The sequence below is a fragment of the Xylanibacter caecicola genome, assembly GCF_013166515.1.
GTDB classification, from domain to species: Bacteria; Bacteroidota; Bacteroidia; order Bacteroidales; family Bacteroidaceae; genus Prevotella; species Prevotella caecicola.
The window spans coordinates 13,388-36,831 of record NZ_JABKKJ010000025.1 but is presented as its reverse complement, the minus strand read 5'-3'; the positions used below and the strand labels follow the sequence as shown (position 1 = coordinate 36,831).

The 23,444-nt window shown below is 46.4% G+C and carries 11 protein-coding genes; 8 read left to right on the top strand and 3 right to left on the bottom strand.

Going from position 1 to position 23,444, the window contains the following annotated elements; genetic code table 11:
- Positions 1–203 precede the first annotated feature (203 nt).
- Positions 204–2,243 carry a RagB/SusD family nutrient uptake outer membrane protein gene (locus HPS54_RS11005; protein WP_172345503.1) on the bottom strand — a complete coding sequence of 680 codons (2,040 nt, stop codon included), beginning with the start codon at positions 2,241–2,243 and terminating at the stop codon, positions 204–206.
- 24 nt (positions 2,244–2,267) lie between these two features.
- On the bottom strand, positions 2,268–5,459 hold the full coding sequence (locus tag HPS54_RS11000) for a SusC/RagA family TonB-linked outer membrane protein (protein WP_172345502.1): 3,192 nt from the start codon (positions 5,457–5,459) through the stop codon (positions 2,268–2,270).
- Positions 5,460–7,095: 1,636 nt separating this feature from the next.
- On the opposite strand from HPS54_RS11000, the gene HPS54_RS10995 reads away from it, so the two are divergent.
- The 8 genes from HPS54_RS10995 (at position 7,096) to HPS54_RS10960 (ending at position 22,455) form a co-directional block, all read left to right on the top strand.
- The gene (locus HPS54_RS10995) at positions 7,096–10,170 is read left to right on the top strand and encodes a SusC/RagA family TonB-linked outer membrane protein (protein ID WP_172345501.1); all 3,075 of its coding nucleotides are present in this window, start codon (positions 7,096–7,098) and stop codon (positions 10,168–10,170) included.
- A gap of 130 nt (positions 10,171–10,300) precedes the next feature.
- Entirely contained in the window at positions 10,301–12,103 is a 1,803-nt protein-coding gene (locus HPS54_RS10990; protein ID WP_172345500.1) for a RagB/SusD family nutrient uptake outer membrane protein, read from the top strand.
- Between the two features lie 116 nt (positions 12,104–12,219).
- Positions 12,220–13,260, top strand: a complete 1,041-nt coding sequence (locus HPS54_RS10985) for a hypothetical protein (protein WP_172345499.1) — start codon at positions 12,220–12,222, stop codon at positions 13,258–13,260.
- A gap of 962 nt (positions 13,261–14,222) precedes the next feature.
- Complete coding sequence (locus HPS54_RS10980) at positions 14,223–18,926, top strand: pectinesterase family protein (protein WP_172345498.1); 4,704 nt, start codon at positions 14,223–14,225, stop codon at positions 18,924–18,926.
- Positions 18,927–19,193: 267 nt separating this feature from the next.
- Positions 19,194–19,943: a BT4734/BF3469 family protein gene (locus HPS54_RS10975; protein ID WP_172345497.1), complete on the top strand. Its 750-nt coding sequence runs from the start codon at positions 19,194–19,196 to the stop codon at positions 19,941–19,943.
- A 464-nt stretch (positions 19,944–20,407) separates the two neighbouring features.
- Positions 20,408–20,596: a hypothetical protein gene (locus HPS54_RS10970; protein ID WP_172345496.1), complete on the top strand. Its 189-nt coding sequence runs from the start codon at positions 20,408–20,410 to the stop codon at positions 20,594–20,596.
- 7 nt (positions 20,597–20,603) lie between these two features.
- Positions 20,604–21,632, top strand: coding sequence for a cyclophilin-like fold protein (locus HPS54_RS10965; RefSeq protein WP_172345495.1), 1,029 nt, complete (start codon positions 20,604–20,606; stop codon positions 21,630–21,632).
- Positions 21,633–21,636: 4 nt separating this feature from the next.
- Positions 21,637–22,455 carry a carboxymuconolactone decarboxylase family protein gene (locus HPS54_RS10960; RefSeq protein ID WP_172345494.1) on the top strand — a complete coding sequence of 273 codons (819 nt, stop codon included), beginning with the start codon at positions 21,637–21,639 and terminating at the stop codon, positions 22,453–22,455.
- A gap of 185 nt (positions 22,456–22,640) precedes the next feature.
- On the opposite strand, the gene lpxA is transcribed toward HPS54_RS10960, so the two are convergent.
- Entirely contained in the window at positions 22,641–23,414 is a 774-nt protein-coding gene (gene lpxA, locus HPS54_RS10955) for an acyl-ACP--UDP-N-acetylglucosamine O-acyltransferase (protein ID WP_172345493.1), read from the bottom strand.
- Positions 23,415–23,444: the final 30 nt, after the last annotated feature.

The window sequence follows — 23,444 nt, the reverse complement described above, 5'->3', positions numbered from 1 at the left end:
TGCATAAAGGTTGTACATACGATGGTTTGAACTTAATGTTTTAATCACCACTAAGTTACTAAAAATCAGCGACATGTACAACTTTTTACTCATATTTATCAACTTAAATTAATTCCGCCAACGGGTTTTGTTTATAATGATTTTATGTTGGAGTAAAGAAGAACCACATTCCTGTGCTTACTTCTTTACTCCGGATTGTTTATTTATTGTTCAAATCCCTCAAGACCTGATTTTGCAGTAGTACCATAGCCATTGTCACCATATTCTTCAGCATTGTCTATCTGCTGTAGGAACGTCTGGCTTATTGGACGCCACTTATGTATGTCGCGATATGTAGCAGCTGCACGTTTGTTGCCTTTAGGCAGTTGTGTGCGGAATGCCTGATGACGTTGTAGCAATGCCCAGCGCTGATGCTCGCCGCACAATTCGCGTGCAAACTCATCAAGAATATCCTCTTCTGTTGCATTGCTTAACTTATATGTCTCGGCTGTTACTCCCGGACGTGCAGCACGTGCACGCAACTTATTTATGTATTCGGCAGCCTTGCCACCATTGCCGAGCTTCTGATAAGCCTCGGCTGCAATGAGGTAGATTTCAGCCGCACGCATTATGTATACATCACCGTTCTTTATCTGCAAGTTCGAACCGTAAAATACTCCTTCATAGTTCCACTGGAACTTGTTAAGGCAAGGATATGCCTGGTACAGCGGGTTGGTCTGACCGTATTTTCCGGCCCAGGCATTACCTACGTTTGTACTTAAGTAAGCTCCTGTCTCGTCAAACAAGTCATCAATGTCAACACAAGCATAAATACGATTTACCTTGTCTTCGGCAGTCATTTTTTCTTTTGACAAATAGAGGAATATGCGGTTTTCGTCCTCAGCAACAGGATAATCCATTACATATACGTTCTTGGGCTTCTGTAATTTGGATACATCACCGCTTGTCTCGCCTTTAGGCCATACGGAGGCTACATATTGGTTGCCGCCGGAAGTTGAAGGCAATGCCGCACAATCAGCATAAGGGTAGATATACTTGTTTGCCATTGACAGGCTGATTCCATAAAGTTTGGCTACCTTAGGACTCAACTTTATACTTTGTGAAGAATACGGCAGCCATTCAGGCTGTTGCATTGAAAATCCTCCGAATGATGTCTGGAAAGTATTTTCCCATCTCTTGTCCCATGATGGAGTATAAAGGTCAAGAAGATACTTTGAAGGTGCAAATACTCCGGCATTGGTACGTCCGTAAAAATAGTTCTGCTTGTCACTCGTGATTTTAGAAATATCAGAACACAACGTCTGGTTCCAGTAGAACAAAGTGAACAGTTTGCTCTTTCCGGCATTTGCATTGTTCCACGTTTCAGTATCCATGCTTGCATCCGCACCGGCAGCTACAAAAAGAGCTTCTTTGTTTGTGCGGTTGTTATTGCTTGCCCACAGGTCGGAAATGTCATCATAAAGATAACCGCCGTATTTAGAGCCTCCGGCCTCTGTATCCGCTACGAAATCAGCAGCCAAGTTGGCAGCCTTGTCCCAATACGAGGTCCCGTCAGGAGCCGTAAGACCTTGACCGGCAGCCTGAACGTATGCACGGCAGAGAAATCCTAACGCAGACTTTTTTGTGGCACGGGCACGATTGTTGTTATAAGGCGTTGTGCCAAGATTGTTCATTGCGAACTCAAGGTCATTTATAACCGATGTATATATTTCGGTCAGTGTGTTGCGCTTCGGGTTCAGGTCGGCACCGTCTTCAACACTATGGTTCACCAAAGTTATCGGTCCATAGTATGTAGTAAGCAACAGATGATAGAATCCTCTCAGGAAACGCGCTTCCGCATAAAGAGTCTTTACTGCATCAGTTTGCTCCATCTTCTCGCCGTTCTTTATAACCGTGGCACATGTGCCAAGTGCGGTATATGCCTGTATAAAGGCTTTATCCCAATATTTATTTGCAAACGGGACGAGACTTTCATAATAGAACAATTCTTTTGTATTGTCGCTGTTTTTTGCTGTCAGCCACAAGTCGGTACCCGCTTCCGCTACAGACATGAAGTCTACTACCGTATACAGCTGACTGTAAATAGGCTCATAGCATTTTGTCTGCATGCCATACCATTTTTCATATTCGGTAAGACTGGCACTTGTATCCGTACCCAGCGGATCATATTCGTCCAATGAGCATGCACCCATTACTGCTGCGGCACATAATGCCAATACTGGTTTAAATATATTTTTATTCATTTTCATTATCGTTTAAATTTATCATTAGAATGAAACATTAACACCAAATACCAGCTGCTTGGTAAGCGGATAGTTGCGGCTACCGTTCATTTCCGGGTCATAGTCTTTCAGCAAGTCGCTTTTTGCTATAATCAGAGGATTGGTTATTGTTCCGTAGACACGCAGATTGGTAAGCCCGATCTTCTTCAGCAAGTTTGAAGGAAGGGTGTATCCCAGCGTTATGTTCTTTATCTTGAAGAATGAGCCGTCCACATAAGCCAAGGCTGCAAATCCGGGATAATAGCTCAGTTTATCGGTGATGCTTGCATTCATTGCAGGGAAGTAGTTTGACGGATTTTCTTCAGACCATACGTTGAAATATGCCGGATAGTTTCCTTTGCCTGTAGGATCGTAATCGGTCAGTGCTGAATATTTCATCATCTGTCCCCAACGCATGTACATATAAATACTCAGGTCAAAGTTCTTATACCTGAACGAGTTCTGGAATCCGAGTGACCAGTCGGGAGAGTTGTGTCCCAATACCTGATAGTCGGCAGCTGATACAGCGTATGGATTCTGGGCATTATAAATATGCTCTACACCTTCTTCGTCTATCTTTGTATAATATACGGAACCGTCTTCATTTGTGTGGCGTGTCAGTCCTGGAACATCGATTTTGATGGATCCTGGAACCGAGCCGAAACATGCGGCGTCAGCCTCTTCTCCTTTCTGCCATATACCGCCAAGCTTGAAATGGTAGTATGAATTAAGGGCAGAGCCTATCTCAAATACATTGTCATTATGGATTACACGATCGTTGGTCGTACCGCTGAGTTTTGTAATCTCTTCTTTATTGTAAGAGAAAGTAAGAGTTGAGTTCCACTTGAAATCCTTCGTGTTGATGTTACGTGTGTTTATAGCAAGTTCCACACCCTTGTTTCTTGTCTCGGCAAGGTTTACGTATGTGCTGTAGAGACCGCCTGCCGTAGGTGTGTGTGCACCCAGTGTCACAGGAAGTTGCTTGTCCCATATAACACCTGTTGTTTTTGTGTTGTAAAGGTCAAGGACAACATCGATACGGTTGTTAAGGAACGAAGCATCGATACCGAAGTTCCAGTTTTTCGAGCGTTCCCATGTAAGAGATCTGTTTGCCACATTCTGGCTATACGTATATGTAGTTATTTTCTCACCGCCAAGCGTAAGATAACCCTGCTCGATTTTTGACGTAGAACTGTAAGCACCGATATTGGCCGTACTTCCCGTCTCACCATATCCGAGACGGATTTTCAGGTTGTCAAGCCAGTTTTTAGTACTTTCCATAAATTTCTCGTCGCTGATACGCCATCCAAGCGCAAAAGCCGGGAATGTCTGCCACTTATTTCCTTCCGCAAGCCTTGACGACCCGTCATAGCGCACGGAAACCGAAGCCAAGTAACGTCCGAGGAAAGAATAGTTTATACGTCCTATATATCCCATGCCTTTGGACATTGAGTAGCTTGACGTGTTTTCATGTTTGTCGGCTTTGCCCAGATTATGCCAAAGATACGCATTGTTTGTTATTCCCGTACCTGTCATTTGTGAGTTTTCATACCGGTTATGGTTCCACGACGTAACTCCCGTTACTGTAAAGCTATGATCCTTTGCCAGTGTGAAGTTGTACGTAAAAATATTTTCCCACTTATAGCTGTATGCACGGTTCTGTGTTATCGAAGCCTTTGTATCCGTTGTGACATTTCCACCGTCTTTAATAAAATTGTACGAACCGGCTCCGGTAAAAGAATTGGATTTTGAATATGTCAGCGTGGCATTCACACGGCTTTCCCACGTAAAGCCCTTGAAAGGAGTCACCTTTATGTATGGATTGGCATATATTTTTGCATTCTGTCCCTGATTGCGGAAATTGCTCTTGTTGTTTATCAAAAGGTTTATATAGTTTGCATCACCCTCAACAGGATATATGTTGTAGTTTCCGTCTTCATCATACAAGTCACCGTAAGGAATTGCGGTCTGTGCATCTTCAATCTTTGCAAACGGCTTGTTCTGATGAACATACGATGCCTGTACAGACATACCGGCAGTAAGCCATGAGTTTACTTTGTTGTCAACACGAATATTGGTAGAATAAACCTTGTAATTGTCATCTTTATACTGTCCCTGTTCATCAGAGAAGTTAAATGACACATACGATTTTATCTTGTCCGTTCCTCCAGACAGCGACAAAGAGTAATTCTGAATCGTACCTGTATGAAGAATTTCCTTTGTCCAGTCAATGAACTTGCCGTTCTTATAGGCTTCATAATAATTAGGATTAAACTGGAACATCGTTGCATCGTCCACATATGTTCCGGCATTGCGGTGCGCCTGGCGCAGTCCTTCCATATATAACTCGCCCTGTCTTACATCCGGAGTTTCCGACCAGCTGTTTATACCATAGTAGGCATTGAAGTTTACGCTTAATTTACCTTCCTTACCACCTTTTGTAGTAATGAGGATGACACCGTTTGCACCACTCGAACCATATATGGCTGTCGAGGATGCGTCTTTCAACACTTCGATGCTTTCGATATCGTTAGGATTAAGTGTAGCATAATCACCGGGCATACCATCAATAATAAACAATGGCGGAGTGGTCTTATACTCGTATATACCTTTATCATTCTTCTGGGGTAATGAACGGTTACCACGCAATTGGATATTAACACCGGCACCAGCCTGACCGCTTTCTTTGGTTATATCCAGACCGGAAACCCTTCCCTGAAGTGCCTGCATGGGATTTGTTGCCGGAGTAAGTGTAATTTCCTCACTCTTCACAGATGCGATAGCACCTGTCAAATCACGTTTTTTCTGCGTACCGTAACCGATAACCACAACCTCGTCAAGACCCGTGTTGTCCGGCTGCATCTTCACAGTTACAGACTTGCCGGCTGTTACAGTCGTTCTTGTCGTCTGATAACCGATGTACGAAAGTTCCAGTTCTACCTTACCACTTGACACCGGAAGGCTGAAATTTCCGTCCAAGTCTGTCACGGCGGCAATCTGTGTGCCCTTCACGGTAACTGTGACACCGATCATAGGCTCGCCCGTCTCGTCCACCACCTGTCCCGTGATTTTGTTCGACTGGTTTACGCCTTGCGTAACGGCTGCATTGCCCGCCATGACCTGTGCCGGGGTGAATGCCCAGCAAGCCAAACCAAGCAAAGTTAAAGCCAAAGTCGAAAATCTTGCATTCTTCTTCATTAGTAAATAGATTTTATTATTAAAATTGTTGATATGTCAAATCTTCTCTACAGGAAAAAAGCATACACGCTAATATATCGGATTATGTCACTTATCGCGGCGATAAGGGATACTAAGCAGAATAAAAAAGGTGCATGTTTCCCATTGTTTTTCAGATGTTTTAATACTAATAGATTATGTTATATTCTTTTAAATACTTTTGCAAAAATAATAAAAGTTTTAATATTACATAGAAAAATCTCTTCTTTTTGTGCCTGTATTGGTAAAAAACAGGTAAAAAATTACAGTATATATCAAATTTTACGGTTGTATATCAAAACTTAAAGTGTAAAACAGACATTATTACTATGCTGATATACCTTTAATTATTCATAGCTGATAATTTTAATATGCCAGAATGTCAATTGTTAATGGGCACGATAAAAAAATAAAGGACAAGAAGGTCTAAAATTACAAACGATAGAATATTTTTTTATCGTATATGTTCTAAATTCCATTTTTATTATCTTTACATAAGATAAACTTCGCCTCAGCACTTCCAAGCAAGTTTGATTGCGTTCACATTGCATTATATATAAATAAGGTGAGTTCTACGAATTAGACAAACCACCCCTGCCCCTCCTTTGGAAAAGTAGGGGACGCAGTTCGGACACCGTATACATATATAATATGCCTGTTTATATAATCCGGCATCCTTTTTAATATAAAACTTCCTGTGTGTCCCCTCTTTTTTCAAAGGATGGGCAGGGGGGGTGGTTTGTGATATAATATGGAATATGAATTCGTCGAATTCACGTTAAATTAATTTTTCATGTCATTTTGTCATTTCAAAACCGTCATCTGAAAGTCGCGTTCTACGTTTTAAAAGTTGTTAAGAGCGGTCGTAAATGATGAAAAGGCATGCGTCTTGTGATAAACGAACGTGCGTTTTTTGCTAAAAGTACGTCCAAAAGGGAGTAAAGCACGTGCCTTTAGGGTCTGAAATGCCACATTTTGCAGGGTAAAATGGCTGCTTTTGGAACGTAATCAGGCAACTTTCGCATAGTAATCAGGCAACTTTCTTATCCCGAATGATGCACATTTTCTCGCTTTTACATGTAACACATTGATATCAAACATATTATATCTGCACACGAATTTTGGCGTTATTTACACAAAACAAGCTTCTTTTTTCTGAACATCGCAGTATTTCGGGGTTATGAAAAATCAAAAAGAAAGGAAAAAGCTCAAAATAATGAATAATTGACAATTTATAAATTAATTGTCGAACTTACGTCAATTACATTCCAATATGTGCTTCGTTACCTTGCAAGATGTGACCTTTTATTAACACAGAATTCTGATAAAATCAGAAGCATGCGTATCTTTTTAAAGTTGATTAAATATCCAAGACAGGTGTATTTGTATTAAGTCCCGGCAAGTGGATAATCATTTTTAATATCGTTTCAAGTCTTGACAGTTCTCGACAGTTATTCTAACAAGACTTTTTATATTATTTCTTTAATTAGACATTATCCCTTATCGCCGCGATAAGTGACATGATAGTCCTTAATGGGCACGATAAGTTACACTTCGCTTAGGATGAATTTTACGGAAAATGAATACATCAACTTTTAATAATTAAATCTATTTACTAATGAAGAAGAATGCAAGATTTTCGACTTTGGCTTTGACACTGCTTGGTTTGGCTTGCTGGGTATTTACCCCGGCACAGGTCATTGCGGTCAATGCAGCCGTTACGCAAGGCGTAAACCAGTCGAACAAAATCACGGGACAGGTGGTGGACGAGACGGGCGAGCCTATGATCGGCGTCACAGTTACTGTGAAGGGCACACAGATTGCCGCCGTGACTGACTTGGACGGAAATTTCAACCTGACTGTTTCAAAAGGCAAGGCAGAACTGGAATTCTCGTACATCGGTTATCTGACATCAACAGTATCGGCAACAGCCGGCAAGTCTGTAACTGTGAAGATGCAGCCGGACAACACGGGTCTTGACGAGGTTGTGGTTATCGGTTACGGTACGGTAAAGAAACGTGACCTTACGGGTGCGGTACAGACAATGAAGACGGAAGACATTGTCGTTGCTCCTACAAGCAATGTAATGGAGGCACTGCAAGGTAAAATAGCAGGTATGGATATCACAAAGGGCAGCGGACAGGTTGGTTCGGGCGTTAACATACTTCTGCGCGGTTCACGTTCCATATACGGAAGCAACAGTCCGTTGTTTATTATCGACGGTCTGCCCGGCAGTTATGACGACCTCTCGCCGAATGATATCGAGAGCATCGACGTAATGAAAGATGCTTCTGCAACTGCCATCTACGGTTCGGCCGGTGCCAATGGTGTAGTAATCATCACGACGAAGCGCGGAAGCGTAGGCAAGACGAAGATTAACTTCGACGCTTATTACGGCTGGAGCGGCTCACCTAAATATAAGCACGGCATGATGGGTGACGAGTGGCTTAACTATCATCGCGAGGCATATAAGTACAAGAACGGTTTCTATCCTGAGAACATCACGTCTCTCTTCGGCGGAAACGAGGATTACATCAATGCTTACGAAGAAGGCAAATGGATTGACTGGGTGGACGAGGCAAGCGGCAACACAGCCACTACACAGAAATACTCGCTGTCGATACAGGGTGGAAACGAGAACACGAAGGTATATACATCTCTTGTATATAACCGTGACGAAGGATTGCTCAGTAACGAGACTCTCGACAAGTATTCCGTACGCCTGAACCTTGACCAGCGACTGTTCGACTGGGCTACGGCAGGTGTATCTACAAATATTGTGTACAGCATTAAGGATACCGGCGTGAAGAACACATTCACGAAGTCTCTGACGTCATTCCCGCTTGGTGATGTGCGCGATGAATTCGGTGCCCTTAACCGTGAGTATATCAAGGACCAGTACAGTCCTCTCGGCGACTTCATCAAGGATCAGTATTCAAACAACAACCGTTCTACATACATAAACGCTGTAGGATATCTGGAACTCACACCGGTGAAAGGCTTGAAGTTCCGCTCACAGATGAACGCCATACTGTCTCACGGACGTACAGGACTGTACTGGGGTGCATACGCCAATGCAAACCGTCCGTCATACGCGGGTACGCCCCATGCTGCGCTGAGATACGGCGACACCTACAAGTACAACTGGGAAAACATCCTTTCATACAACATAACTCTTGCCAAGGACCACGACCTGTCGTTCACGGGTGTGACATCATGGCAGAAGAACGGTTCGGAGTCGGCACAAGCAGAAGGTAGCAACCAGGAAATAGACTCATGGCTCTACTGGCGCCTGCTCTCCACGAGTTCACCATACGTAAACTCTGAGTTTGCACAGACACAAAAGATGTCTTACGCCGTACGCTTCAACTATTCTTACAAAGGCAAGTATCTCGTGACATTCTCAAACCGTTGGGACGGTGTATCGTTCTTCTCGGAAGGCAACAAATGGGACTCATTCCCTGCAGGTGCCTTGGCATGGCGCATCAGCGACGAGGCGTTCATGGAAAGCACACGCAGCTGGCTCGACAACCTTAAATTGCGCGTAGGTGCCGGTATCACGGGTAACTCCGGCGGCGTTGGTGCATACGGTACGCTGACAACTCCTATCAAATACTCGGCAAGTGGTATATCGATTAACGGTACTTATGTTCCGTTTACACAGTATACCGGTTTCTACGACAGTCCGTCATTGGGTTGGGAAAAGTCCTATAACTGGAACTTCGGTCTTGACATCGCCGTACTCGGCGGACGCATAGACGCATCTGTGGATTACTTCACAACAACCACACGCGGTCTGCTTTTCTCACGCACAATGCCTATCACGAGTGGTGCAACAGGTTGGGGTTCGCCTCTGAAATCGTGGGAAAACCTTGCAAAGACAAGCAACAAGGGTCTTGAATTTACAATCAACAGCCGTAACATCAAGACAAAGGACTTTACATGGAATACCTCTCTTACTGCCGCATGGGAGAAAGAGCGCATAGAAAAGCTGCCTGAGGGCGACATTATAGCAGAGAACCTGTTCGAGGGTAATCCTATACACTCTATCTATGACTACAAGTATGCCGGAATATGGGGTACTGACGCATCGCAGGAAGAACTTGACATGTACGGTGTGAAACCGGGATGGGTGAAGATCGAGACGAACGACAAAGACGGTGACGGAGGCAAGCACAAGTACAGCATGGACGACCGCCGTATACTGGGACACACCAATCCTAACTGGATTCTCGGTCTGAACAACACATTCACATACAAGGACTTCGACCTTACAATCTATGCAATGGCACGCTTCGGTCAGACGATATACAGCAACCTGCTGGGCTACTACGATGCCAAGTCGTCGATAACGACCAACCAGATTTCGGGCATAGACTACTGGACGGAAGAGAACCAAGGCGCATACTATCCGCGTCCCGGAAGCGGCGACGACCAGACGATAGGTAATACAGCCACACGCATATACGACGGCTCGTTCATAAAGATAAAGAACATAACCCTCGGCTATACGCTGCCGAAGAACATTTCACGCAAGGCTCTCATGGAGAAGTGCCGCTTCTACTTCACTGCATACAATCCGTACATATACTGTATGGAGAGCAAGCTGAAGGGTACCGACCCCGAGACCGGAGGCTCTGACGCATTCCCGACATACAAGCAGTTTGTGTTTGGCGTGAATATAACTTTTTAAGGTTATGAGGTTATGAGGTCTTAAGGTTGTAAGGTGTAGAATGTCCGCTTTTAATAACAGGACATTCATCACCTTAAGACCTGAAACCTAAAAACCTAAATAAAAAACTATAAACAAGAAGAAAACAACTATGAAAATAACAATAAAGAACATGGCTATGTCGGCAGCTGCGGTTGCTGCCGCATTTGCCCTCAACTCGTGCTCGCTGTCAGAGGAGAACCCCGGCGGATTTACGATGGGCACAATGGCGGAAAGTTCGCTTGAGGGTTATCAGACACTGCTGAACAATGTCTACTTCGGCATGGAACGTTACCTTTACGGTACTGACGGATATATGGAACTGACCGAGGGCGACACGGATCTGTGGACATATAAAGGGAACGAGGGTACGCAGTATACGCAATACTTGTGGTTCTATGCCGGTACGGCGCCCAACACCACATATACCAAGGATATATGGAATGCCATATACGACGGTATAGGTGCCTGCAACCTCGCCATATCAATGGCAGACCGCGCACCGTTCAAGACGGAAGAGGCAAAGAACGTGAAAGTGGCAGAAGCCCGTTTCATGCGCGCAGTGTATTATTTCAACGCAGTCGAGCAGTTCGGTGGCGTGACGATGCTTACGGCGCCTGCCACATCTATGGACTTCTCACCATCGCGCACAGATCCGCTCACTATATATAAAGAGGTGATACTTCCCGACCTGCGCTTTGCAGCACTGTGGCTCGATAAGGGAACTGACGCGACAACTACACAGCCCACGAAGAAGTCTGCAATGGGTATGCTTGCAAAGGCGTGTCTGCAGACGCGCGAGTATGGTACGGACGAGTTCCTGCAGGAAGCGCTGACCACGGCAAAGGCTCTTATCGCTGACTGCGAGGCAGGCGGTGCTACTTACGGCGCATATATGTATGCAACCTATGACGACGTGTTCAAGGAGGCAAACAACTGGGAGAACAAAGAGGCACTGTGGAAGCATCGTTGGTATGCAGGCAGCGATGGTCACGGCTCGAGTCTCGGCAACTGGAAGTTGAACCGCTATGATGAGAAGTTCCTCTGCGCACTGAGCAAGTTCGGCGCACGCGAGAAGACTCAGGAAGCATGCCTCACATGGGATGGTGCCATAGAGGGTATCTTCATGCCCACACAGTATCTTCTTAATCTGTACGTGCAGAACGACGGCACGCTCGACCCGCGCTTCCATAAGTCGTTCACAACGGAATGGAATGCAAACAAGTCGTTTATATGGAAACCGGATGTGGTAACTAACTTTGACAAAGACGGTTCGCTCACAGGCAAGCGCTTGGCAGTAGGCGACAAGGCGATAAAGTTCGTGATGCCGCAGGATGCAGACTATGCAGCCGAAATGGCTGTGAAGAAAACCGTGCCGTACCTCGTGGTTGACTATAAAGATGTGTATAACGACGCATCGAAGAACGTCAACATGACTTACAACGGCAAGGAAAACATCTTCCGTTACTTCTACCCGTCGCTCAATAAGCACAACAGCAGCAACTATTATGTTGCCAACGCTGCAAAGATGCGCAACGGTAACCTCAACGGCGTGCTGATAATGCGCATGGCGGAGGTTTACCTCATCGCTGCCGAAGCAGACATCTACCTTAACGGTGGAGGCAGTGCTGCAGGCTATATTAATAAGGTGCGCCTGCGTGCAGGAGCCAACGCCCTCGGCGGCACAGCCACTCTGCGCGACGTTCTGGACGAGCGTGCACGCGAGCTTTGCGGCGAGCACACACGCTTCTACGACCTCAAGCGTACGGGAATGCTTAAGGACAACACTTATCTCAACGCTACGCATCCCGACCTCGGTCAGTATTTCGAGCCCGAGTATGCCCTGCGTCCCATACCGACGCCGTTCCTTCAAGGTCTGAGCAACGGTGACGAGTACCAGAACCCGGGATATTGATATAATGTGAATACGTATGAAAGTGCTGCTGCCGGTTGCTGAATAATTCCCCGGCTACCGGTGGCGGCGCTTCCGCTGACAATCAAACTTTTAATAACAAACTAAAAAACATTCAGATGAAAAAGATTTACACATTGGCTATGATGGCCTTGGTAGGCGTTGCCTCTGCAAACGCGCAGGCATTCAAACTCGACAGGAACTATGTCCTCACAACGTCCATGAAAGTTGCCGACGGCACAACTGTGTCTCCGGGATTTGCAGGTGATGAGATTGGCGGAGGATGTATCGACAAGATTTCAGAGGCATTCCTTGATGCGGAATACAGCACGTTGCCTATTTCAGGCGGAACGGCAGCCGGTGCAAACTATCACATCCTTAAGAATGACTATACGGATGCCGAGACGGGTATAGCATTCAAGGCCGGAACATATGCGTGCCTGAACTCGAATACGGAGCTGAAGTTCAAGGATACATTCAATCCGCAGGGTGTGTCGAACATAAAGAAAGTTATCTTCTATCTGGCTTCGCAAGGACAGTTGCAGGCATATGCACGCCAGTACACCGGAACATCGGTGGAAAACGACTACTGCCATTTTGAGGGTGATCCTACTAACCGCAAGCTTAATCCGTATTATGCACCCGGTTTTGAGACAACGACATGGACAGAGATGTCATTCAACAAACCGCTGAAACTGGTGCTCGACCTGACAAACAACCAGGAGGGAACGACAGAAGAACTTACGGCAGGAACAATAAAGATGACCATGGGAGGCGATACCGAACTCGTAAACATGCTTTATCAGTTCTACGAGAAGGCAACGGGTCCCGATGGCACTTCAATAATACAGGGCGAGAAACTGATTCCATGGACTGCAGACAGCAAGTTTGTGATATCGTTCAAGAAGAAAGCGTATGTAATGGGCGTTGCGCTCATTTGCGGTGACGCGGATGCAAAGACGGCATATCTGGACATAACGGCTGAAAATCCGCAGTGGACGGAAGAAACACCGACAGGAATAGGTTCTGCGGTAGCAGAAAGCACAGCCAAGACTGTTGAAGCTATCTACACCGTGGGCGGAACCCGCGTCAACGCGCTCGGCAAGGGTGTGAACATCGTGAAGTACAGCGATGGAACATCTGTGAAGGTTATAAAGTAAGAGCCTTATAACATCTTTATAACATATATAATATATGGAGGCGGGAGTGTATGTACATTCCCGCCTCTTGTCGTTGCTTTATTTCCACACCCCAAAGTGCGCCACTTTAGCTTGTAATGTGCGTAACATCACGCTGCAAAGTGCGTAGGTTTACGGTGTGAAGTGGCGCACTTTATCAGCTCCGGAGTGGTTTGCCTCATGTTAAACAAGGCAACAGTCTTGGAAAAGCGGCATATTTAACAAATAAAACCTTGGAAAAGCGGCATATTTGTTATATTCTTGCAAAGAAATTACCTTTGAAAAAGGTGGGGACGCGCATGAAATATTCTACTGAAACATGCGTCGCGGAGGATTAAAACAGCGCGGTGGCAGACGGCAGAAGCATGTTTTAGGGTGGAACAGACGTGATTTGCGAGCGGGAATATGCACTTTGCGGATGCGTGGCACGTGCCGGAGAGAATTTTGGATCGATCCAAAATTTTTTCTGGATCGATCCAAAAATTGCTCCGGCACGTGCCAAAAATCCGCTTGGCGCTCCGTTTGGCGACTTTCGAAGGTATCTTTGCGCATCCGGAGCATGCAGACTTTTCTTTCGCGCATCGTAACATCCTGTATGACAGCACCCTTATCTCCGCTCGTACGTCTTTGCGATATTTCAGTCCGCATGCACTTGTTTTTTCAAACATTGCACGTATCGAGATTCATGCCAAATCACGGTGAAAGCAAAACGCAAGGAATGCTTGGCACTGTGTCACAACGAGAAATACGGCGCGCGAAAAGGGAATTGCCACATACCACCGTATTATAATAAGGAAGGATATGCGCCGAGGTATGTATTGCCCTCTCGGCAGGACATGAAACAGAGACATGCCACACGGCGTTCTTTGACGGAGCCGCGGCTGTATTGAATGCCGTTACGGCGAGATATCGAGACGTTGGACAGACTATCAATTACAATAACAATGAAAAAACTTTATCTATTACTTGCGCTTATCTTTGCGATGCTTCCGATAAGCGAGATGCAGGCACAGCAGAAGATGCTTGCCTTTCCCGGCGCCGACGGATATGGTAAATACACCACCGGCGGACGCGGCGGCGAAGTGTGTTACGTAACGCGGACGGACGACTGCACCGACAACAACCTCGTGGAAGGCACCTTGCGATGGGCGCTGAGACACGACAACGGCGGACGTCCGCGCACAATCCTGTTCGCAACGTCGGGCACAATCTACCTGACGAGCAAGCTGAAGTTCCAGTATCCCGACGTGTCGATACTCGGACAGACCGCTCCCGGAGGCGGCATCACCCTTAGCGGCTATCCGCTGTACATCTGCAAGAACAACGTCATCATCCGGCACCTGCGCTTCCGTGCAGGCGACATTCCCAACGAGAGCCTTACCGGACTTGACATGGAGAACTGCGACAACGTAATCATAGACCACTGTTCCATGACGTGGTCCATGGAAGAATGTATCACCGCATACGACACGGACTACACCACCATACAGTGGTGTATCATAGGCGAGGCTCTGTACAACTCGAAGAACTCCAAGGGCGCGCGTGCATACGCCATGCAGTGGGGCGGCGAGCACTCAACCATGCACCATACGCTGATAACAAACTCGATGTCGCGCTCGCCACGTTTCAACGGCGTGCGCAAAGTAAGTGCCACCAAGGGCGAGCACGACCAGTTCGTAGACTCTGAATTTGCCAACAACGTGATGTTCAACTGGGGCTCGAACAACGGAGGCAGCTACGGCGGCGAGTATGTCACAGACGCCAACGGATACAACCGCGTATACATGATAAACAACTACTGGCGTCCCGGACCCAACGCCACAAGCTCACGCTATTTCACAAACCCGTCAACTCCATACGGCGAGTGGTACCTTAGCGGAAACAAATACGAACTGTCGAGCAAGCATGCGCCAAAGGCGACTGTATGGAGCGATGCCGAGCTTTCAAAAGTAAACGCCGACAACTACTACGGCACGGTAAACGCCAACAACAGCCGCGGCATAAACATGACAGGCGCAAACGCTGAGAAATATCTCCTTAAGGAACTGCCATATGCCCTCAGCGGCATGACATACGAAACGGCGGACGCAGCATTCCAAAACGTCACGACAAAGGCGGGCGCATCGCTGCCGCGCTATGACGAGGTGGACACCCGATTGCTGGCAGAAGCGGCAGGCACGGTAGACCCGCGCTTCAAGGGAGGCACCAACGCACTCGGAATAATCGACTCGCCCAATGACGTCAAATTGTCATACGCCGACACATACGTTGTGAACGGCGTGGTTTACAACAACATGCCGCGCATGTTCGTCGAGGGACAGGACAAATACATGCGCGACTCCGACGGCGACGGAATGCCCGACGAATACGAAGAAGAGACGGGATTGGACAAGAACAACCCTGCCGACGGCAATGCCGTGGCAGCAAACGGATATACTAACCTCGAGAACTACCTGAACGCCGTGGCTGACGGCACCATACTCAAAACAAAGTACGAGACATCCGCCACATACATAGAACCGGGACCGGAGGTGGTGGCACCCGAGACCGTCACTATTATATATAAGGTGGCAGACACCGCCGTTGAGGGTGAGGCGCCTGCCACGACCACAGGCAGCTACGGCACCGACGGACGCACGGTAATCATACCACAGAACACCACGCTCTACAAGGAAGGATACACCCTCACGGGCTGGCAGGCAGAGGGAAAGGTGTACACACCCGGACAGCAGGCAACGTTCAAGAAAGAGACTGTGACGCTCACGGCAATATTCACCAAGAACAAGGTGGACATGGCAGACCGCACAAGCGATGTCACCGTGGTATGGAACATGGCTGCCGCACCTGCCATAACGGGCAAGGGCATATACGTAACGCAGGCAAACTTCTCGGGCGCAGCTCACGACGTAAGGCTGAGCTACGACAACTCGGTGATAACCATACCCACATGTCAGGGAGCAAAGGTTACGATAAGGGTTCTCCCGTCTGCAAATTCTGTTGAGACAGAGGCTACCGGCGATACCTACGTCTACACGCACACTACAGGCAAGATGAGAGACATCACCGTGATGATGCCGTACAACTGGAACACTCCCGACCGCGTGTTCCACAGTCCCGAGATACCCGTAGGCTTCAACTACGAGATATTCTACACCACACCCGACAACGTGAGGGCGGTAGACTGGATACAGGCATCATATCTTGACTATCCCAACGACCGCACCTTCTTCGATCCCGTAATAGACGACAACACCGCATACTACACAGGCAAGGCCGCATTGGTGAACAACAGCGACAAGACGATGGACATGTTCATAACAGGCACGGAGAAAGTACGTGTGTTCGTTACAAGTCAGAGCAGCAACACCGACTATGCCCTCGTAACGGCGACACCGACAGACGGCAGTGCGGCAGTAAGTGCACAGTCGGGCGCCTTTGCGCACAAGCAGGACCCGAAGGTGCTGGAGCTTGCGCTCGACAAGACAAAGAAGTACCGCCTGCAAGTGGCAAGCATCGAGGGCTATGAAGTGGCAGTGGGCGCAGTCAAGCTGTTCGGCGAGACACCCGTCATAACCGAGGGCGACGCAAACATAACGTGGGCGTGGACGTCGGGCGAGGCAACGGAGAACGGCGTGAAGGTGCCTTCAAACATGTTTGTCAAGGCGGCAGCCGTAGTAAGCACGGCGCTGACCGTTGCTTCTGAGACAAGACAGGGCGAGACATTTGTAAAGGTAAGCCCGGTATCAGGCGTACAGAACCCTGAAAGAGTGGCGTCGGACAATATAACTTTTGACATACAGCCTGCGGCAGGCGTGTTCTTCCATCCGCAGAACATCAGTTTCCACTCGCTGCGTTTCGGCACAGGCTCCATACTCGTGGACGTAACCGTGCAGCAGGGCAACGGAGAGGAAATCACCGTACTGGAGAAGTTCAAGCCAAACCGCGAGAGCGAGACCATCAGCAACGTTTCCATAGACCTTGCAAGTGTCGCTTCCGTAGTGTCGTCGGCAGAACCGCTAAAGGTACGTATCTATGCTTACGATGTGTACCCCTCCAAATATGTAGGTTTCAACAACATTAAGATAAGCGGAAAGTTCAGCGGTACTGCTCCCGAGGTAAAGAAATATACGTTCAACGCCACGGCTTCTCCCGCCGATGTGGCACAGATCAGCTGGACGCCGGCAGGCAGCGAATTTGACGAAGGCTCGGAAATAGAGCTTATCGTAAGACCGAATGCCGGCTATCTTTTCGAAAACTGGACGGATGCAAACGGTAACGTTGTAAGCACCAAAGAGAACTTCATCTATACCATAAAGAGCAACACTGAGCTTACAGCCAACTATAAGTCGTATGATGATTACGGCTACATCTTCGACGCGGCTCCGTACGATGCGGCGGTGAAGACGATAAACGAACTTAAGGTAGCCCTTTCCAAAGCCAACAGCCGCGCGGACATGGCACAGCGTTACCGCATATTCCTGCACAACGGTGTATACGACTACGGCACCTCTGCCAAGAACCAGGTGAAAGGCAATATATCACTCATTGGCGAGAGCCGTGACGGTGTAGTCATAACAAACAATCCGGTGACAACAGGTAACTATGCCGACACCACGCCCACACTCTTCATAGACCAGAACCAGAACGATGTATACATGCAGGACCTTACAGTACGACAGGGTCGTGACTGGGACACGAAGAAGTCCAAAGGTCAGGCTATGGCGATAAGGCAGCGAGGAAAGCGTGCCGTATACAAGAACGTAGCGCTGCAGGGCATACAGGACACCTACTATCTGAATAAGGCTGACGGCTCTGCCTATTTCGAGACATCCGTAATCGCCGGACAGACAGACTACGTATACGGTGACGGTACGGCATGGTTCGAGCAGTGTACATTGCATAATACAGGTGCCGGCTACATAACAGCCCCCAATACCCAGCCCGGATATTACGGCATGGTGTTCAACGGTTGTACGGTAGAAGGCGATGCCTCCGCAGCCGGACAGTTCTATCTCGGACGTCCGTGGGGCGACTCTCCGCACGCCACCTATCTTAATACGACGTTCAAGCAGCTTCCGAAGGAAGAGGGCTGGGGCAAGATGACTGCCGGTCTCGTTTTACGTTTCCATGAGTACGGTTCGATGGATGCAAACGGCAACAAGCTCGACCTATCCATGCGTTCGCTTGCCAACTGCAGTGCGGCATCAGGTTCGGACGAACCTGTAATAACGGCTTCCAAGGCGGCAGAATATACCATTGGCAAAGTTTTGGAATCAGGCTGGGAACCTCAGCAGCTCACCATACAGCTTGCAGCACCTGCACCGTCATTCAGCGGCAATATGATTACATGGCAGTCTGTACCCGGTGCTATCGGCTATGCTATTGTCAAGAACGGCAGTGTCGTTGCCTTTACGACATCCACGTCATACAACTTTAGCGAACTGGGCGGCGGCAGCTACTGTATACGTGTTGCAAACGCATGTGGCGGACTTGGCGAACCTTCATCAGTCATTACCGGCATGGACGGCATCATTGCCGGCGAGACATTATCGGATGAAGGTAACACATACAACACTTCCGGACAGCGTGTAGGTACATCGTTCAAAGGTATAGTTGTGAAGAAAGGAAAGAAATACGTACAGAGATAATTGTGCTTATGCATTGATTACATAAAAAAGAACAATCGGTCGTGGCGCATACATGCCACGACCGATTGCCGTTTATAAGTGTATTAAGGTTTATACAGCCTTATAAGACTTTTTATAATATTAAATCTCGACACGTAGATGTGATTATTCACGCAATTTTATTAAATTTGTCTCGATTAACCACAGTAACATGACTTCTCTGCCTTTAAATGCATCTTCATATATTGTTTCCTTTTTGTTTCCAAAACTATTATAAAACTCTGAATAATGGATACTCGCGCAATTTTAAACAAACGTATTTCTTTTTGCCCAAATATTTATGCAAAATCATATAAGACGATTACCCTGTTCGAAGCGCTCAATGCGATACGTAAGGAAGTTTACAAAAAGCAGGTAAAAAATATTCGCAGACTGTATTTAAAAGGGAACTTGAAATCATATCGCGCAATAAAAAAACAATTGCCGGCTTATATCTTTTCCGGAATATTTTTTGATACAAGACATAAATTTGATATCAGCGGATACACTTCGTTGCTGATAGTTGATATAGACAATCAAAGCGAAGTTGAAACTATAAAATCACAATTACAATCAGACCTGTATATTGTTTGTGTATGGAAGTCTCCTTCAGGTAACGGATTAAAAGCATTGCTTTATTTAGAATATGCAGAATTAATTGAACATGATGACATCTGGATTATACATGAACATTGCGCTTTTCCACAAGTCATGGACTATCTAAAAACTAATTATGATATAAATATTGATAAAACCGGTGCAGACATAACGAGAATGTGTTTTATCTCGTCAGATGCTGAAATTCATCTTAAATGTGAATTTCAGCCATTTACAGTACATAATAATCTCACGAAGAAACAAATTTGGAAGATTCGCACAAAGTATTATTACAGCAGAAAAGATGTACGGGCAGCTGTTACAGAGATGAAACGCATTTCAAAACTAATCAATAAGTCCGATTCGGATGATAATGTCGAAATGCATGCCATAAATAATTAACGTTCTATAAATCTATTATTTCCTAAATATATATTTAATAATATACATACATGTATTTAACCTTTAATCCTTTAATTTTTCTTCTTTCCGATAAGGTTTTCCGGCAGGATGAAAACTGAGCGTTATTTTCGCCAAATCGAATGTGCTTTTATCGTTATGTGTTACAAATCCGATAATCGGGCATAAAAACATTCCTTTAATTTTGTGCATAATTCCTTTCTAAAACGAAGGAAATTATCGTAATAAAAAGCAATGCTTATTTTAACAAACAAAAGACTTTTTACATTTTGTAAGTTCAACCGGCATGTACAAATTTACGTTTTCCCGTCAAACATACGAACAACGTTACACAAAAATCAGTAAAATGAATACAAATACCCCGTTTATTGGTACATCCAGTTTTATAAGGAAATGATAATTTTGCAATATAAAAACTATTGAGAATGATGAACCGGTAAACAGATATGGTGGAAGAAATCTATCATGACGACGTCGGCTTCTTTGCCGACCGTTATCACACAACTCCCGATAAGATATTGCAATGTCTTATCGAACAAAACGACACTTCTTTCGAAGCAGTGTCAGGAGTATTCCGGTTGGAAAAGAACGAGATGTCCATTCTGCAGGACATTATTTCAGAAACACATAAATGAGTTGAATATGAGAAAGTTATTATTGATTTCGTTTTTAATGTTTGCCATGTTTTCCATGGCTGCATGCAGCAGTTCTGATAACGAACCTGCAATTCCCGAACAGCCGGAGAAACCTGATGGTGATGACAACAAGGAACACCCCGACACTCCCTCTCCCGACGGTAGTGCTCGTTGTTTGGTGCTTTACGCTTCGCGCAGCGGAAATACCGAGCGCATGGCGGAGGAAATTTGCAGACAATTGGATTGCGATGTGCTCGAGATTGAGCCGCAAACGCCCTACGACGATGATTATAACGCCATGCTGTCCCGTTCACAGGAGGAACTTGACGGCATACGCCGAGGTCATTATCCACCGGTAAAAAACACGGTGAAAAATTTTGATGATTATGACATGATATTTGTCGGTTATCCCATTTGGTACGGCAGTATGGCTACTCCCATGCAGACGTTTCTGCACGACCATGCGACGAAGCTTGCAGGAAAACGGATAGCTCTGTTCGCATCAAGCGGCAGCAGCGGCATTTCTACTTCCGTAGGTGAAGCCCGCAAACTTTGCCCTGGTGCAACGGTAATCGAGCATACACTGTTGTTAACCTCTTCAACCTTTATACAAATGAAAAACCGCATTAAGACATGGCTCGAAGATATAGGAGCAAGTAAAGAAGAACAAAATATGACATCACTGAAAGTGAACATCACGTTAGGCGACCGCACGATTATCGCCACGATGGAGGACAATGTCGCAGGCAGAGATTTCCTTTCCCGTCTGCCATTGGAGGTTACACTGAACGACTACAACAATATGACCGAAAAAATCTTTTATCCCACGCCGGCACTGACAACCGAAGGTGTAACGCGCGGTTGCACCCCTAAGCCCGGAGACATCACGATTTATGCGCCTTGGGGCAACGTGGCGATTTTTTGCAAGAGTTGGTCGCACAGCAATGATTTGATAAGGATAGGTCGTATCGACGGGAATGGAATTGAAGCTCTGACTGTTGGCGGCGATATACGGGTAAAAATAGAAAAACAATAAAATCATGAAACGAATTATTTTAATCTCAGTATTTAGTCTTATAACATTTCATATTATGGCACAGAAAAAAATAATACAGACCGCAGGACGCGACCAACTTGGCGAGTTCGCGCCGAAATTCGCAGAACTGAACGACGATGTTCTCTTCGGCGAGGTATGGAGCCGAAACGACAAACTCGGTCTGCGCGACCGCAGTCTGGTGACGATCACGTCACTTATCAGTCAGGGAATGACCGACAGTTCGTTGACATATCATCTCCAGTCGGCAAAAAACAATGGTATTACCCGTACCGAGATAGCCGAGATTATAACCCACATCGCCTTTTATGCCGGTTGGCCCAAAGCGTGGGCTGCGTTCCGTCTTGCTAAGGATATATGGACGGAAAACACAGCCGGAGATGATGCAAAAGCGACATTCCAGCGTGAAATGATATTTCCTGTAGGCGAGCCGAACACGGCATACGCCAAGTATTTTACGGGCAACAGCTACCTTGCACGGATTTCGACCGAGCAGATACTGTTCTCGAACGTTACCTTCGAGCCGCGTTGTCGCAACAACTGGCATATCCACCATGCAACGAAAGGCGGAGGTCAGATGCTGGTAGGCGTTGCCGGTCGTGGTTGGTATCAGGAGGAAGGCAAGCCAGCAGAGGAGATTTTACCCGGCACTGTAATTCATATTCCTGCCAATGTGAAACACTGGCACGGAGCGGCAACCGACAGTTGGTTTGCTCATCTTGCTTTCGAGATACCAGGCGAGAACGCCTCAAACGAATGGCTCGAGCCTGTCACCGACGAGGAGTATGACCGTTTGGAGAAATAAACCGGGAAAGTAGATAAAGGGAGATAGGAGAAGATATGTGGCTGTGCCACGGAAGAATCTTCCTTTATCTCCTTCCCCAACACCCAAAAACAAAATGTGTGTCAAAATGCCTTAACACATTGCCGCAAGCAAGTGTCTTTGCATCTTGACACACATGTCATTTATAAAGGTTGCTATTAAAAGAGTTACATCTTTCCTATAATACCAAGCTTTGTACCACGTATAAACTCGATGATATTGCGTATCTCTTTTCCATCCGGCACCTGTTCCTCAACCTGCATTACTGCATCGAACACAGATGTCTGACCGTGGAATATCAGGCGGTAGGCGTTGGCTATGTGGTTGATTACTTTTTCAGGCACATCATAGTTTTTCAATATCGTTGTGTTTACGCCTCCGTATTTTATAGGATTCTCGCTTGCAACGATAAAAGGAGGAATATCCTTGCTGAAACGGCTTCCGCTCTGTATCATGACGGCATCGCCAACACGTGCCCCGGGATTGGCAATGACACCCGACGAGAATATAACACGGCTGCCTATCTCGCAGTCACCGGCAATCTTTGTGCCGTATCCGAATACATTCGCATGAGCGATTTTCGCATCGTGCGATATGTGTACTCCCTCCATGATGAAGTTGCGGTTGCCTATCGCCGTCTGTCCGCTGCAATGGGTGGCGCGGTTTATCACTACGTTTTCGCGTATTATGTTCTCGTCGCCGATAACCAGCTGTGAGCATTCACCACAGTAACAGAAATCCTGCGGCTCGGCTCCAAGCACCGTATTCTGGAATACTTTGTTGGCACGTCCCAGCTTTGTGCCGTTCATTATGCTTACGTATGGATAGATGACGCAGTCGTCACCAATCTCGACATTCTCTTCAATATATGCAAAAGGATATATTGTCACGTTCTTGCCAATCCTGGCATTGGGGTGTATCTCTGCTTTTGGACTAATCATAATTCGTTATGTTAGATTTGATAATGTTAG

Excerpts from the sequence above, each read along its gene's own strand:
- HPS54_RS11000 (WP_172345502.1), bottom strand. The coding sequence starts at position 5,459 with ATGAAGAAGAATGCAAGATTTTCGACTTTGGCTTTAACTTTGCTTGGT.
- HPS54_RS10980 (WP_172345498.1), top strand. The coding sequence starts at position 14,223 with ATGAAAAAACTTTATCTATTACTTGCGCTTATCTTTGCGATGCTTCCG.
- HPS54_RS11005 (WP_172345503.1), bottom strand. The coding sequence starts at position 2,243 with ATGAATAAAAATATATTTAAACCAGTATTGGCATTATGTGCCGCAGCA.
- HPS54_RS10985 (WP_172345499.1), top strand. The coding sequence starts at position 12,220 with ATGAAAAAGATTTACACATTGGCTATGATGGCCTTGGTAGGCGTTGCC.
- HPS54_RS10960 (WP_172345494.1), top strand. The coding sequence starts at position 21,637 with ATGAAACGAATTATTTTAATCTCAGTATTTAGTCTTATAACATTTCAT.
- HPS54_RS10970 (WP_172345496.1), top strand. The coding sequence starts at position 20,408 with ATGGTGGAAGAAATCTATCATGACGACGTCGGCTTCTTTGCCGACCGT.
- HPS54_RS10990 (WP_172345500.1), top strand. The coding sequence starts at position 10,301 with ATGAAAATAACAATAAAGAACATGGCTATGTCGGCAGCTGCGGTTGCT.
- HPS54_RS10975 (WP_172345497.1), top strand. The coding sequence starts at position 19,194 with ATGGATACTCGCGCAATTTTAAACAAACGTATTTCTTTTTGCCCAAAT.
- HPS54_RS10965 (WP_172345495.1), top strand. The coding sequence starts at position 20,604 with ATGAGAAAGTTATTATTGATTTCGTTTTTAATGTTTGCCATGTTTTCC.
- HPS54_RS10995 (WP_172345501.1), top strand. The coding sequence starts at position 7,096 with ATGAAGAAGAATGCAAGATTTTCGACTTTGGCTTTGACACTGCTTGGT.
- lpxA (WP_172345493.1), bottom strand. The coding sequence starts at position 23,414 with ATGATTAGTCCAAAAGCAGAGATACACCCCAATGCCAGGATTGGCAAG.